The following is a 14,313-nucleotide window of genomic DNA, read 5'->3' on the forward strand; positions in this document are numbered from 1 at the left end:
TTCGCGTGAAGAAAACGCGTCGAAACAAGAATCTAAAGCGTTTCCGCTTCACTCAGGCTCCATACCGAGCCGTCTTTCCTCGCGCCGAAGGTTGTTCGGCGTGGCGCCCCACGTCCGTTTCATGGTTGCGGTCATATGGCTGTTGCTGGAAAAGCCGGCGGCTTTCGCCACCGCGGCGAAAGGCATATCGGTCGTCTTGGTAAGCCGCTCGACAAGGGCAAGCCTCTGCGTGACGACATATTGGTGGGGTGCCTGGCCGGACGATTGCCGGAAGGCGCGCAGGAAATGGCTCGGTGAAAGTCCGGCCACTTCGGCAAGGCGACCGACGGACAGGCTCTCCGACAGATTGGCGTGGATGTAGTCCGTCACGGCGCGCCATGCCCTTGGTGAAAGACCGCCGCTGCGCAAACGGCGCGGCTGGTCGCTGAACGACGAATAGCTGCGCAAGAGGTGAGTGCCAAACAGCGTGATCAACGCGTCAAGACAGAGGTCGTTCGCGGCTTCGCCGTGCTGGAATTCGGCGCGGATCAGATTGGCGAGCTGCAGCGCCTGTTGGTCGACGAAGCCGGGTTTGGGTGGCCGGAACTCGAAATCCTTGTTCTGAAACTCGGCTCCGGCGAGCTCAGCCAGACGGTGTTGGTCGTGCGCGATGAGCAGGTTCTCCTTCGTGACGCACCAACGCGCGAACAGGTCAGCCTCGGCCGGCACCACCTCGATCGTCCCGACCGGCGCCAGCGTCGCCGTCTTCCGGCTGCTGTTGAGAGCGATTTCGCGATTGGGTTGCGGCGTCAACATCACCAGTGCCATATGCGCCGGCGCCTTGAAGGCGATTTCGTTCGGGCCAGTCCGCGTTCGTGTGACCGCGCCGCTTTCGGTGTCGAACTTGGGACCCCAGGCGTCGGGAACGCAAGCTAGCAACGCTGGCAAGTCCTTCCTCCACAACATCACTTCGGCGGATGCCGCCGACCTCGTCCACGACGCAAGCACTCGCTCGATCAGTCGACGGCACGCTAGCAGAAAGTGATCAGGTTGTCGAAATACCACCCAGTTTCATCACGTGGGGCGCGCCTGGTTGATGAAATGGCATCGATCATCGGGCAAGGGATAGACTTGGTACAAGGAGAGAAAATATGACTGATCACAGCATCGAGGGTAAGACTGTCATCATCGCCGGCGGTGCGAAGAATCTCGGCGGCCTGCTCGCCCGAGACCTTGCCATGCACGGCGCGAAAGCCGTCGCCATTCACTACAATAGCGCTGCAACCAAACCAGCCGCCGACGAGACGGTAAAAGCCATCAATGCTGCCGGCGCCAAGGCCGTGGCCTTTCAAGGCGACCTCACGACCGCCGCTGCCGTCGAGAAGCTGTTCGCCGAAACCGTTGCCGCCATCGGCAAGCCAGACATCGCCGTCAATACCAACGGCAAGGTGCTCAAGAAGCCGATGGCCGAGATCACCGAAACAGAATTCGACGAGATGAGCGCAGTGAATGCGAAGTCCGCCTTCTTCTTCCTCAAAGAGGCGGGCAAGACGCTTAACGATAACGGCAAGATCTGCACTCTGGTGACGTCGCTGCTGGGTGCGTTCACGCCGTTCTATGCGGCCTATGCTGGCATGAAAGCGCCGGTCGAACACTTTACGCGGGCCGGGGCCAAGGAGTTCGGCGCCCGGGGCATTTCGGTGACGGCGATCGGCCCCGGTCCGATGGACACGCCCTTCTTCTATCCGGCCGAAGGCGCCGATGCGGTCGCCTATCACAAGACCGCGGCAGCCCTGTCGAAGTTGACCAGGACGGGTCTCACCGATATCCAGGACATCGTGCCCTGGATTCGCTTCATGGTGTCTGACGGTTGGTGGATGACGGGTCAGACCATTCTCGTCAACGGCGGCTACACCACGAAGTGAGGCGTCCGCCAGCCAGATCCCTGGTTGGCGTCGCAGTTCGAACTGATCGGAACGTGCCAGGGTTCCTGGCACGTTGTCACATGCCGTCAGAGCCTGAGGCTCATTGTGACGTCAACCGGGGGGCACTCCGATGGATGGCTACAATGACCTGCATCAGAGCCATGAGATCTTCGTCCACATCCGTATCATCGTCGGAATGATCCTGGGCATCAGCCTTGCCCGGCTCGTCAGCGGTGTAACGCGGTTCATTCAGCACCCCGGCAAGGAGAGGATCAACCTCCTCCATATTGGATGGGCTATCTTCCTGTTCCTCGCCATCATCCACTTCTGGTGGTTCGAATTCGCGCTGTCCAGGATCGAGCGGTGGACGTTCGAGAGCTATTTTCTCATCATCTGCTACGCGGTGGTGTTCGTGATGCTGTCCGCGATGATCTTTCCGGATAACATCGGTGAACATGAGGGGCTGAAGGAGTATTTCTGGGATCGCAGGAGGGTATTCTACGTTCTCGTTTTGATTCTATTTTCGATCGATGTCTTCGACACGCTCCTGAAAGGCGCGAATTACTACAAGCAATTCTACGGCTGGTATTATCCGGTGAGGCAGAGCCTGCTGATCGGCGGGACAATAGGGGCGCTGCTTTCGGCTTCCGAACGGTACCACGTCTCGTTCGTCGCCTCTGCGCTGGCAATCCAGATTATCTGGGTCGTGAGTTTGTTCGACGTGATGGGTCCGAACTGAGCCGGTCGACGCGGCGGCATGGCGCACCGCGGCTGTTCGGATCGCTCCACGTCGCACGCAATAGGCATCAACTCCTCTGTGAGTCAGGATCATCTTCGGCGAGAAGGGATCAGCCTCCAGTTCGCGTCGCAAGCGCTTCACCTGAACATCAATGCGTCGATCAAAGACGTCATCGCTTGCGTGCACTGGTGCGGAGATCTACATCCGCGTAGCGGGGCCCCGCATGACGATCTTCAGAATGTCATCCGGCAGCGGCCGCTTCAGCGCTTGGCTTCGTCCTATCGTGTGCACGGCCCGATATCGCGCTTCGCGTTTATACCCGAAAAGGTAGGTTAAAAAGGCACATCCCTGGAACTACCATTCGGCGCCAAACCCTAGCGCATTTTTCCGGAGCCCCCTGAAGGTCCCGTCGCCCCGGCCAGGGCCGTTCTGTGAACCTCGCACGAAAGGTAGGGCAATCGTGCTGTCCAACAAGGTGCTGACACATATCTATCGCGGCCGCGATCAAGCGCGGAAGGGCCAAGGTTGCCGCGTACTGGTCCGCGGCAACAAGAACCGGTGCCTCGTTGAGTTCATGGACGGATTTCGGTTGATGACGAACCGCAACACGCTTCGAACGATCAAGCCGGCCAAGTCAGGGCGGCTCCGCTGAGCGCAAGGGCGCAGCACCGCCGAAGCGGCCACCCCCGCCGAACTGCTTCACCTTTCCGCACGCGAATGCCGTAGTTTTCCGGGGAAGAACGGGAGCCGCCGCGGTGTTAGCACTGTCAAAGAAACCGGCGCCCGGTACATTTTCAGCGTCTCAAGCATTTCCCGATCTGGTCCGCGAAGCCCATCCAATCAATTGCTCGTTTCGATCCGTATTCAAGAGATTATCTCGAGGGATCATGGGACGCCGTTGGTCTGACCTGGACGTCGACGATCTCAAGCGAATGGCGCGTCGCGATTACCCCGCACAGAGCATCGCGCGGATGCTGCATCGATCTCCGAGTGGCGTCATCGCAAAGGCGCACGAGCTGAAGATTTCTCTTCAATCTCATCACCGGCTGCTTCCCCGCGGATTCAAGCGGCCCCGGCCACGCGGGTTTCCGCTCACCTGAGCCGCAGCGCCATCCCTGACGTTGCGAACGAACTCGTTCCGTGGCGAAGCGCGGTCGCGAAAACAAGTGGGAACCGCTCCAGTCTGACGACTCCGGATATATTGTCGCACCACACGGCGCGAATTAAATGTGATTAGGTGTCGCGCAACTTCTGATTTAATATTTTGTAGTTTGGTGGATTTAATTCGATGGGTTCGTTTCATTCTGTAAGAAAGAGATTTGGATGCTCAACTCAGAAGAGACCCCATGGTCGAATCCCAATCCGCTTCTGATCGGCGCGATTTCCTGAAAACTCGCGGCGATTTTGCTTCCGGCGACCGCGGAAGCCGCAACGGCAAGAGCGACGTAGGAGGATAATCGAGAGGTCGCCCGTGGCCGCCGAATACGCGGCCTGAATTTGCGGGCGGGCGCAGCGCACAATCCCGTCATTTAATTGTCATTTATTCCGCATTTTGCGGAATGCGATTTCGTTGCTCGAATTTGATCGACATCATTATCCAGGTGCCAAGGAGGAAAATATGGCGAATTCCATCAAGAGCCAGGCCGCCCAGCAATTGTTGGGAACTGAAGGGTTTTTTCCAGATTCCCGGGCCTTCGATTGGCTTTCCCTCATCGATCGCGTCAACAATTTGATCATCGGCACCCGCCACGACGATGTCCTTGCCGCACAGGCTGACGGCGGCATTGTGTTGGGCCTTGCCGGCGATGATCATTTGAGCAGCGCATTCAACCGGACCGCGTTGATCGGCGGTCGCGGCGATGACACTTTGACAACCAATGTTGTCGTGCCGCAGGGCGATTTGCACGGACTTGCCATTCAGTTCGGCGGAACGGGCAATGACCACCTCGATGGGACGGTCACTCTTCAGGGTGAGAGCACGCCTCAGAGCACCGAGAAGACCGCAGATGTGCTCCTCGATGGCGGCAGCGGAAACGACGTTATCAACGCCACAGCAAATGTGGCGCCTCGGGTCTTCGAAACTGTAACCGTCAGCACCCACGTGTTCGGCGGAAGCGGCGATGATACCATTCATGCCCTTGCGGATGGCCACAACGCCTTCGGAGATAGTATCGTCATGAACACCGTCGACGGTGGCTCCGGCGATGACCACATCACGGCTCGTGCCGAAACAGAATTCTCTGGGCTCAACAGCAGCGCCAGCAACGTGCTCTTCGGTGGTGACGGCAACGACGTGCTGGACGCGGCCGCTATAGGACAATCCAATTCCACCGACCTGGTGACAAATGAGCTTCACGGCGGTCGGGGCGACGACATATTGCGCGCTTTCAATCTGACGGACTCAAATAGCAGCACGCCGGTCGGCATCAACCAGCTTTGGGGCGATGACGGCAATGACACCCTCGAGGCGACTCATTCTACCGATGGGGAGAACGCCGTTACGGATCTCACGAATTATCTGGACGGCGGGAGAGGCAATGACACCTTGATTGCGAACTCCACCGCGCTTGGTGAAGCCGTTCGCGCACTCAATCAACTCGAGGGCGGTAGCGGAAACGACAGCCTCACGGCACATCTCGACGCGGTAGCCGGCGGGAGGCTTGGTTCTCCCGGGGGGGAGCTCTACAATGTCGCGAATGTCCTGAATGGCGGGGCCGGAGATGACCAACTCACCGCGTTTCTTTCGGCAACTCCCATTCCCGGGGTTATGGACAACTCTGTTGCCGAGAACCGCCTGGATGGCGGCGCTGGAAATGATGTCCTGACGGCAACTGTTGCGCCAGGTTCGCTCGGATCGAGCTTCCTCAACGGTGGTGCAGGCAACGATCAGCTTACGGTCATTGGCGGGTCAGGAAACGTCCTCGATGGCGGCGATGGCAACGACAGGCTCACGAGCGGCATCGGAAACGACAATATGCTTGGTGAGCGCGGCGCGGATACGTTCGTCTTTGCCGCCCAGAACGGGCATGACACGGCCGATTTCCAAACCGGGCGGGACAAGATCGATCTCACGGCCTTGGCGGCGAACAACATCCACGATTTTGGCGACTTGAATATCCAGGTGACCGGTGGAAACACCGTCATTCACTTTGATGCCAATAATGACGTCACCATCGCGGGCGTTCAGAACCTCAGCGCAAGTGATTTTTGGTTCGCCTAGCTGGCTGGCGCGGTCCATTTTCGGAAAAACGGCCTGCGGGCCATCGCGATGTCTGCTCGTACCTTGATGAGCAGACATCGCCGGCTCAATCGCAGCCGTGCGCTCGAGCAGGGCGGGAGAATTGCTGGGCGTTCTCATTACCGATGGCTGCCAAGGGCGCCGACGGCCAACGATTGCGGAGGCCGGATGCCCGTCCACGTCGAAGAAGCGGCGTGATCGTTGCAAACGCGACCTTGGAAACGCGACCCTTGCAAATTTGTAATCGCGTGAACACCAAGGCGCCATCGGGACGACCAAAAGCCGCCGACGTTTGAGGACTATATGAGGTCCTCGGCCCCACCGGAATTCGCACCGATGTTGTTTCAAGCTGTAATTGTTTGCCTGACGGTCCTCAGCGTTGGCCTTCTCATCGCCCACATGGTCGACGCCGTCAGGACATGAGGTAGCGTCGCTTCGCGCGGCTCAGCCCGCAATCCGATATCACGATCGCGCTTCGTGGCGACGAAAGTACATGTATGCCCCAACGGTAAGGTAATTGGTCGCGACCGCGATCACATTCCACATGACGATGTTCTTTGAGCCGATCGATACGCCATAGATCACCCAGAGAATTTGAAAAGTGCCCATGATGGCTGCCATTCGGGGTCATGCCGACGCTGGAGCGCCGATTCAGCATCGCAATGAGGTCGGGCAGATCTGCGAAGGTTGTCCCGAATCCGCCACGAAGCCGATGATTTGAGTGAGGTCCATCATTTCTCCCCTCAACGCGCGACCAGCCGTTGATATATTGTGCGGTGCTCCCCAGGGCGCAAAATACGATCAGTCGCAAAAATACGATCAGTCTTGGGCTGGACCGTTTTCGAGCGAAGCATGCCCTCGGGCTTGATCCGAGGGGGACACCGGTTTGCATAGCAACCGGCGCTCTAGGGACTTTTTCCGTCGAGAAGGGCGGGTTTCTTCTACTTGAAGACCCGCGGCGAGCGCCGTTACACCAGCTTGCGCTGCTTCTGGCGTGCCCCAAGCCGCTCAAAGCGGTGTCGTTGGTCCGGAGCGGCGCCGCCGCTGCTCCGGACCAACGTGCTGTGATGACGCGTGTGCTTGCCGCGTGGGCAAAACCTCATAGGGAGGCTTGATATGTCGCGTTCAACGCTAGCACTTATTGCTATCATGACGCTTCTCTCGATGGGCTTCGTTCTTTGTCCTCAAGACCCTGCCAATGCTGCCACGTTCTGTGCGCAGTTAAGGGGAGCGAAAGCCGCAGGACAGCCTGACTGCTCATTTTCGACGCTGGATAAGTGTCGCGCGCGCGTCAGGCACAGGGGCGGCGGACACTGCTACAAACTGACCCACTAACCAGATAGCACAAATGCACCACGTATTTGCGAGGCCGCGGCTGGTGCGAGCGGGTCGTCTTCGATAGGGATGCGGTCGGCTTCAACCGACGGCTGGTTTATCCCGTGTGCCCGGATCTGATAGCGCGGATCAAGCCGCGCCGACCTTAGGGAAAATGTTCGACGAGCAAGGGAGCCCCCAAATGTACGCCAATATTCTCTTGAGCACGGATGGATCGGATGTCGCGAGAAAAGGCGTTGAGCACGGGATTGCTTTAGCAAAAGCCTTGAATGCTAAAGTGACAGTCATCGCGGTGACGGAGCCTCTGCCGATCGGGAGCGGGCACGGGGGATGGATTCCCGCGCAGGAAATGTTTGATAGCTTTGACGCAGCCTGCAAGGAACGTGCGGGCAAAGCGCTCGATGAAGCGCGGGCCGTGGCGGAGCAGGTCGGGATATCCGCAGAACTCTTGCATGCTCCGAATGCGCACCCAGCCACTGCGATTATCGACACAGCAAAGTCCAGAGGCTGCGACTTGATCGTTATGGCCTCTCATGGGCGTCGCGGCCTCAGGAAGCTATGGTTGGGGAGCCAAACATCGGAGGTCCTGGCGGACGGAAGCGTGCCGGTGTTGGTCGTGCGGTAACAGACATAAATGATGGTGCAGGGTGTGGTGAAGCCGGCTCCTTGGCTGGGCTTCGCCGGCAAACCCGATGTCCGCCTCGGGGCAACACCGGCAATGCTCTGATCGAGCCGAAGATTTCTGCTATCTTCCGGGCCAAATAATCTCGGAGATGATTCGCTAAGTCATTGATTTGGTGTATTTATCTGGTGCTGCCGGACAGGATTGAACTGTCGACCTCTCCCTTACCAAGGGAGTGCTCTACCACTGAGCTACGGCAGCATGCCCGGGAATAAAGAATCGGCCTAGTTGGCGCCTCCGGGCGCGGCGGTTCTTGCCACAAGGCCCCCTCCGGCGCAAGCGCGGGGACGGGAGGCGGCTCGCAAAAACGCTTCGTCCGGTCGAAATTCGGCCAATCCGGCGCGCTTCGGTTCCCCGGGGGCGTGCTCGGGAGTGTGGCTTTGGCCGGTTCATCCTGCCACCTCACAGAAGACCGGGGGAGCCCACCTCCCCGATCGACCGGTGCATGTCCCTCGGCGCCTGGTCTATTGTCATGCAAGTTTGAAAGACGGATGCAACATGCAGGACGAGAAGGACAGGCAGGAGCGGCAGAGCGCGATCGCATCGAGCGAATCAAGACAGCATCGCCTCAAGCTCGCGCTGCGCGAAAACCTCAAGCGGCGGAAATCGCAGGCGCGCGGGCGTAGCGGTCCTGCATCTTCCGAAACGGCCGAGGGCCGACTAGATGACGCGAGCGGCGGCGAGCCGGATCGCTAGCCGGTCCCAACTGATGGGCAGGTGGTGCGCCCGTGTTTTGGTAAGAGGAGTGAGTTGCTGAGATGGCTGCAGAAGCGATGGCGAATCCGATCAGCGCGAGGTCCCTCGCGTTTCCGCGGCACGAGCAGACCTTTCCGACCCTGACCGAGCATGAGATCGAGCGCATGCGCCGGTTCGGCGAGGTCAGGCACTATAGGGACGGCGAAGCGCTGTTCGAGACCGGCAAGCCGGGACCGGGGATGTTCGTGGTGCTTTCGGGCACGGTCGCGATCACCCAGCGCGATGGCCTCGGCCATGTCACGCCGGTGATTGATCAGGGGCCGGGACAATTCCTGGCCGAGATTGCCCAGCTCTCCGGCCGGCCCGCGCTGGTCGACGGCCATGCCGAAGGCGATGTCGAGACGCTCTTGATCCCGCCGGAAAGATTGCGGGCGCTGTTGGTGGCCGAAGCCGATCTCGGCGAGCGCATCATGCGCGCGCTGATCCTGCGTCGCGTCAACCTGATCCAGGGCGGCGTCGGCGGCCCCGTGCTGATCGGCCCGCCGTCGCTCGGAAAGATCGCGCAGTTGCAGAATTTCCTGGCGCGCAACGGCCAGCCCTATCACGTGGTCGATCCTTCAACCGACAAGGACGCGGCCGACCTGATCGCGCGTTATTCGGCCACGCGCGCCGAACTGCCGCTGGTCGTCTGCCCCAACGGCAACGTGCTGCGTAATCCATCCGAGACCGCGCTTGCAATGGCGATGGGCATGATCGGCGACCACGCCCATGACAAGCTCTATGACGTTGCCGTTGTCGGCAGCGGGCCGGCCGGGCTCGCCACCGCCGTCTACGCGGCGTCCGAAGGCCTGTCGGTCGCGGTGCTCGATTCGCGCGCCTTTGGCGGTCAGGCCGGCGCCAGCGCCCGTATCGAGAATTATCTGGGCTTTCCGACCGGCATTTCCGGCCAGGCGCTTGCCGGCCGCGCCTTCAACCAGGCGCAGAAATTCGGCGCCGATATCCTGATCCCGGTTTCCGTCAGATCGCTCGACTGCTCCAAGCGGGACGGCCTGTTCTCGATCGCGACCGAATGCGGGCACAGCTTGCGTGCAAGATCGATCGTGGTGGCGAGCGGGGCGCGCTATCGCCGGCCGAGCATCGAGAACCTCGAGGCCTTCGAGGGCCGCGGCGTCTGGTACTGGGCCTCGCCGATCGAGGCCAAGCTGTGTGCGGGGCAGGACGTGGTGCTGGTCGGCGGCGGCAATTCGGCTGGCCAGGCCGCAGTGTTCCTGTCGGGCCATGTGCGCAAGGTCTACATGATGATCCGCGGCGGCGGCCTCGGGGCCAGCATGTCACGCTATTTGATTGAACGCATCGAGGCGACGCCGAACATCGAACTGATGTTCAACACCGAGATCACAGCGCTGGAAGGCGGCGAGGACGCTACGCTCCAACGCGCGCGCTGGAAGAGCCGCCTGGCGCCGGAGCAGCACACGCTCGACGTCAACAACGTGTTCCTGTTCGTCGGCGCCGATCCCGCGACCGGGTGGCTCGAGGGCTGCGGCGTCAAGGTCGACCGCGGAGGCTTCGTGCTCACCGGCCAGAACGGGCTGGGACAAGTGCTGGAAACCACGGTGCCCGGCGTGTTCGCCGTTGGCGACGTCCGCTCCGGATCGGTCAAGCGCGTCGGCGGCGCGATCGGCGAGGGCGCGCAGGTCGTGGCGGCGCTGCACGGCTTCCTCGCCGACAACGCCACTTCCACGGCTTAGGAAAGAGCAGATGTCGAAAGGCTGCACCCATATCGCCGGCATCCAGACCGTCACGCCGAGTGCGCTCGGCTGCGAGGAGTGCTTAAAGAGCGGCAGCCAATGGCTGCATTTGCGGATCTGCCGTACCTGCGGCCATGTCGGCTGCTGTGACGATTCCCCCAACAAGCATGCGACCGCGCATTTCCACGCGACCGGCCATCCGATCATCGAAGGCTACGATCCGCCGGAAGGCTGGGGCTGGTGCTATGTCGATCGCGTGCTGTTCGATCTCTCGCAGCGCAGGACGCCGCATAACGGCCCGATCCCGCGCTACTATTGATTCATAACGCCGTGGGAAACGCGTAACCCGGGACCACTGCATCCGCGTTTACGAGCGGCCCCCGGGTTACGCTTCGCTTCACCCGGGCTACGGCACTAATACAAATAGTTGGTGATTGCTGTCGGTGTGCTGTCATTTATGACAGGCATGCAAACAGTTTCGGCAAATCCCATACTTTAGTTTATTCGCATCATAATCATCTTATCTTCATCATATAAGTCGGCTTCCGATCCGTGAAGCATGTAGCAATCTCATTTGTTGCATCGTAGTGTTCCGCGCGGTTCTCAATGGGGAGTGCTTCACATGGTCCTGGGTATGAGCTTGGCCACGTTTACGCTTGTTCACGTGGTGATCAGTCTGATTGCAATCGTCGCGGGCCTTGTCGTGATGTTCGCCCTGCTCGGCTCGAAGCAGATGCCCGGCCTCACCGCGATCTTCCTGCTGTTCACGATCCTCACCAGCGTCACCGGATTCATGTTTCCGTTTAAGGAGCTGCTGCCCTCGCATATCTTCGGGATCATTTCGCTAATCCTGCTCGCGATCGCCTGCATCGCGCTCTATGTCATGAAGCTTTCGGGCGCCTGGCGTCCGATCTACATCGTGACGGCGATGATATCGCTCTATCTCAACGTCTTCGTGCTGGTGGTTCAGTCCTTCCTCAAGATACCCCCGCTGCACGCGTTGGCGCCGAGCGTGCCGCCGGCGCCCCCGTCCGGCCCGGTCTTCGCCGTCGTGCAGGGCATCGTGCTGGTGCTGTTCGTGGTGGCGATCATCGGCATCTGGCGGCGCTTCAGGCCGATGACCTCGTTCGCGTGACTGACATCGCGGTTTGATAATCGCAGGGCGATTTTGAAATCCGGAGCATGCCTAGACCGGTATGTTCCATCGGCTTCACTCGTACGAAAGGCTGCGCGATGCCCACGATCACCACCAAAGACGGCGTCATGATTTTCTACAAGGACTGGGGCAGTGGTCAGCCTATCGTGTTCAGTCACGGTTGGCCGTTGTCATCTGATGACTGGGACACCCAGATGTTGTTCTTCCTCAATCATGGCTTTCGCGTGATCGCGCATGACCGCCGCGGCCACGGCCGATCGAGCCAGGTGAGCGATGGCCACGACATGGATCACTATGCCGACGACCTCGCGGCGGTGACCGCGCATCTCGATTTGAAGAACGCCGTTCACGTCGGTCATTCCACCGGCGGCGGCGAGGTGGTCCACTATATCGCGCGGCACGGTGAGAGCCGGGTGGCGAAGGCGGCGATCATCAGCGCGGTGCCGCCGTTGATGGTGCAGACCCCGGCCAATCCGGGCGGCCTGCCCAAGGATGTCTTTGACGGGCTGCAGGCGCAGCTCGCCGCCAATCGCTCGCAATTCTATCGCGAGCTCGCCGCGGGCCCGTTCTACGGCTACAACCGGCCAGGCGCCAAACCTTCGGAAGCCATCATCCAGAACTGGTGGCGCCAGGGCATGATGGGCGGCGCCAAGGCGCATTACGATGGGATCGTCGCCTTCTCGCAAACCGACTTCACCGAAGACCTGAAGAAGATCAACGTGCCCGTTCTCGTCATGCATGGCGACGACGACCAGATCGTGCCCTATGCCGACGCCGGGCCGCTGTCCGCCAAGCTGTTGAAAAACGGCACGCTGAAGACCTACAAGGGCTTTCCGCACGGCATGCCCACCACGGAAGCTGCCACCATCAACGCCGACCTGCTCGCGTTCATCAAGGGCTGAGCGGGCCTTCTTTCACCTCTCCCCGCGCGCGGGGAGAGGTCGAAATTCGAGCGCAGCTTGAATTTCGGGTGAGGGGGAGTCTCCGCGAGTCTGTCTGTCACCCTTTATGCGGATAGAGCCCCTCACTCCAACCCTCCCAGGGCGAGCTATGCTCGTCTCGCCCCCGTAGAACGGGAGAGGGAGCAGCTACTCATCGCGTCCGGGCACTCATTCGAACATCGCGCGGATTGCCGCGAACATCCGCCTGGCGAGAAGCTCGGGCGTCTCGCGGGCGCCCTCGGCGGCCCAGAGTTCGCCACCGACGCGCATCGCGCCGGTAGCGATCATCGCGACCAGCCGCGCCTGCATCTTGTCTGTCTTGTTGCCTGTGCGCCTCAGAAGCGCGTCGGCCAGCGTGCGCTCGAGCTTTTCATACTTGAGCTGATCGCGCGCCTGCAGCGCCGGGTTGTCCTGCTTCAGCCGCGCCAACGCCACCACTTCGGCGGGATCGAGCTGGCCGGCCATTGCGATGATGGCGTTCTCCGCCGCCGCGAGCATGGATTCGCCGGCAGGCCGCGCCGCGACCGCCGCGATCAGGGCCGCGCTGGCTTCCTCCTGCCAGGCGAACACGACGTCTTCCTTGGAGGCGAAATAGTGGAAGAAGGTGCGGCGGGAGATATCAGCGGCGGCGACGATGTCGTCGAGTGTGGTCGCCTCGAAGCCGCGCTCCAGGAACAGCGCCATCGCCGCCCGCGCCAGTTTCTCGCGCGTCTCCTGCCGCTTGCGCGCGCGCAGGCCCGGCGCCGCGCCAGGCGCGGTTTTCTCCTTTGATGACCTGCCCTTAGCCGGTCCGCGCAGGTTCGCCGCTCGCTTCAAAACCTTCACCACTTGCAAATTTGCACCTAGTGCACATTTAGGGAGCGCGGCTGGGAACCACACCCCGATTCGACCAGGAGATATAAGCATGAGCGGCTGGAGCACTGCAGACATTCCACCCCAGACCAGCAAAACCGCCGTGATCACCGGCGCCACCGGCGGGCTCGGCTATGAGACCGCGCTGGCGCTGGCGGGCGCCGGCGCGACCGTGGTTCTGACCGGCCGCAACGACAGCAAGGGCAGGCACGCGCTCGAGCGCATCCGTGCGCAATATCCGAAGGCCGACGTCAGCTACGAGACGCTCGATCTGGCGAGCCTTGCCTCGGTCGCCGACTTTGCCGGGCGCTTTGCCATCAGCCGTCCTTCGGTCGATCTCCTCATCAACAATGCCGGCGTGATGGCGCTGCCGAAGCGGCGGACGACGCAGGACGGTTTCGAGATGCAGCTCGGCATCAATTATCTCGGCCATTACGCGCTCACCGCGCGCCTGCTGCCGCAGCTTCGCCGCGCCTTTAAGCCCCGGGTCGTCAATCTCTCGAGTCTGGCGCACCGCTCCGGCGCGATCGATTTCGCCGACCTGCAGGCGGAGCGGTCCTATCGCCCGTGGCGCGCCTACTGCCAGTCGAAGCTGGCGATGCTGATATTTGCGCTCGAATTGCAGCGCCGCAGCGACGCTGCCGGCTGGGGCCTGATGAGCAATGCCGCCCATCCCGGCTATGCGCGCACCGACCTGATCCCGAATGGCCCGGGCACGAGGAGCCTATCGTCGTATTTCAGCCGCTTGCTGCAACCCTATGCCAGCCAGTCCGCCGCGGCCGGTGCGTTGCCGACATTATTTGCCGCGACCTCGCCGGCCGCCGAGCCCGGCGGCTATTATGGGCCGAACTGGTTCTACGAGTTGAAGGGCCCGCCGGTCGAGGCGAAGATCATGCCGCAGGCGAAGGATGCCGCGGTCGCGGCGATGCTGTGGGAGGCCTCGGCGACGCTAACCGGGGTCTCCTTCGACCAGTTCGCGGCGGCCGCCTGAAAAGCCTACGGAATTGCCCTAAATTTCAACA

General features: G+C 61.0%; 14 protein-coding genes, 1 tRNA gene and 1 pseudogene. 10 read left to right on the forward strand and 6 right to left on the reverse strand.

Translation table 11 applies throughout. The features are described from left to right. Positions 1–48: 48 nt before the first annotated feature. Positions 49–927: a helix-turn-helix domain-containing protein gene (locus ACZIRK_RS07720; RefSeq protein ID WP_463327126.1), complete on the reverse strand. Its 879-nt coding sequence runs from the start codon at positions 925–927 to the stop codon at positions 49–51. Between the two features lie 203 nt (positions 928–1,130). Between ACZIRK_RS07720 and ACZIRK_RS07725 the strand changes: the two genes are divergently transcribed. Beyond that, the gene (locus ACZIRK_RS07725; RefSeq protein WP_130227595.1) at positions 1,131–1,904 is read left to right on the forward strand and encodes an SDR family oxidoreductase; all 774 of its coding nucleotides are present in this window, start codon (positions 1,131–1,133) and stop codon (positions 1,902–1,904) included. A gap of 130 nt (positions 1,905–2,034) precedes the next feature. Continuing rightward, a complete protein-coding gene (locus ACZIRK_RS07730; protein ID WP_028164415.1) occupies positions 2,035–2,643 on the forward strand; it encodes a hypothetical protein in 609 nt (202 codons plus the stop codon). Positions 2,644–2,724: 81 nt separating this feature from the next. Here the strand turns inward: ACZIRK_RS07730 and ACZIRK_RS07735 are convergent. Beyond that, a pseudogene (locus ACZIRK_RS07735) lies at positions 2,725–2,829 on the reverse strand (winged helix-turn-helix domain-containing protein); the annotation flags it as partial. A gap of 1,354 nt (positions 2,830–4,183) precedes the next feature. Further along, positions 4,184–4,855: a hypothetical protein gene (locus ACZIRK_RS07740; protein WP_463327127.1), complete on the reverse strand. Its 672-nt coding sequence runs from the start codon at positions 4,853–4,855 to the stop codon at positions 4,184–4,186. Between ACZIRK_RS07740 and ACZIRK_RS07745 the strand changes: the two genes are divergently transcribed. Then, the gene (locus tag ACZIRK_RS07745; protein ID WP_245474851.1) at positions 4,820–5,863 is read left to right on the forward strand and encodes a calcium-binding protein; all 1,044 of its coding nucleotides are present in this window, start codon (positions 4,820–4,822) and stop codon (positions 5,861–5,863) included. The two genes, ACZIRK_RS07740 and ACZIRK_RS07745, sit on opposite strands and share 36 nt — an antisense overlap. A gap of 480 nt (positions 5,864–6,343) precedes the next feature. On the opposite strand, the gene ACZIRK_RS07750 is transcribed toward ACZIRK_RS07745, so the two are convergent. Continuing rightward, complete coding sequence (locus tag ACZIRK_RS07750; RefSeq protein ID WP_165435343.1) at positions 6,344–6,502, reverse strand: hypothetical protein; 159 nt, start codon at positions 6,500–6,502, stop codon at positions 6,344–6,346. Positions 6,503–7,397: 895 nt separating this feature from the next. Between ACZIRK_RS07750 and ACZIRK_RS07755 the strand changes: the two genes are divergently transcribed. Then, positions 7,398–7,841, forward strand: a complete 444-nt coding sequence (locus ACZIRK_RS07755; protein WP_130227593.1) for a universal stress protein — start codon at positions 7,398–7,400, stop codon at positions 7,839–7,841. 183 nt (positions 7,842–8,024) lie between these two features. On the opposite strand, the gene ACZIRK_RS07760 is transcribed toward ACZIRK_RS07755, so the two are convergent. Further along, a tRNA-Thr gene (locus ACZIRK_RS07760) sits at positions 8,025–8,099 on the reverse strand. A gap of 297 nt (positions 8,100–8,396) precedes the next feature. On the opposite strand from ACZIRK_RS07760, the gene ACZIRK_RS07765 reads away from it, so the two are divergent. The 5 genes from ACZIRK_RS07765 to ACZIRK_RS07785 all read left to right on the forward strand — a co-directional run bounded on the left by ACZIRK_RS07765 (position 8,397) and on the right by ACZIRK_RS07785 (position 12,400). Continuing rightward, positions 8,397–8,594 carry a hypothetical protein gene (locus ACZIRK_RS07765; protein WP_130227592.1) on the forward strand — a complete coding sequence of 66 codons (198 nt, stop codon included), beginning with the start codon at positions 8,397–8,399 and terminating at the stop codon, positions 8,592–8,594. A gap of 62 nt (positions 8,595–8,656) precedes the next feature. Further along, a complete protein-coding gene (locus ACZIRK_RS07770) occupies positions 8,657–10,342 on the forward strand; it encodes an FAD-dependent oxidoreductase (protein ID WP_463327128.1) in 1,686 nt (561 codons plus the stop codon). Positions 10,343–10,352: 10 nt separating this feature from the next. Beyond that, positions 10,353–10,661: a UBP-type zinc finger domain-containing protein gene (locus ACZIRK_RS07775; RefSeq protein WP_130227590.1), complete on the forward strand. Its 309-nt coding sequence runs from the start codon at positions 10,353–10,355 to the stop codon at positions 10,659–10,661. A gap of 303 nt (positions 10,662–10,964) precedes the next feature. Then, entirely contained in the window at positions 10,965–11,477 is a 513-nt protein-coding gene (locus ACZIRK_RS07780) for a hypothetical protein (RefSeq protein WP_130227589.1), read from the forward strand. A gap of 98 nt (positions 11,478–11,575) precedes the next feature. Next, a complete protein-coding gene (locus ACZIRK_RS07785) occupies positions 11,576–12,400 on the forward strand; it encodes an alpha/beta fold hydrolase (RefSeq protein WP_130227588.1) in 825 nt (274 codons plus the stop codon). Between the two features lie 207 nt (positions 12,401–12,607). Here ACZIRK_RS07785 and ACZIRK_RS07790 read toward each other — a convergent pair whose 3' ends face one another. Beyond that, the gene (locus tag ACZIRK_RS07790; protein WP_474417627.1) at positions 12,608–13,255 is read right to left on the reverse strand and encodes a TetR family transcriptional regulator; all 648 of its coding nucleotides are present in this window, start codon (positions 13,253–13,255) and stop codon (positions 12,608–12,610) included. An 88-nt stretch (positions 13,256–13,343) separates the two neighbouring features. Between ACZIRK_RS07790 and ACZIRK_RS07795 the strand changes: the two genes are divergently transcribed. Further along, positions 13,344–14,282: an SDR family oxidoreductase gene (locus tag ACZIRK_RS07795; protein ID WP_463327129.1), complete on the forward strand. Its 939-nt coding sequence runs from the start codon at positions 13,344–13,346 to the stop codon at positions 14,280–14,282. Positions 14,283–14,313: the final 31 nt, after the last annotated feature.

The sequence above is a fragment of the Bradyrhizobium sp. Leo114 genome (assembly GCF_055229415.2).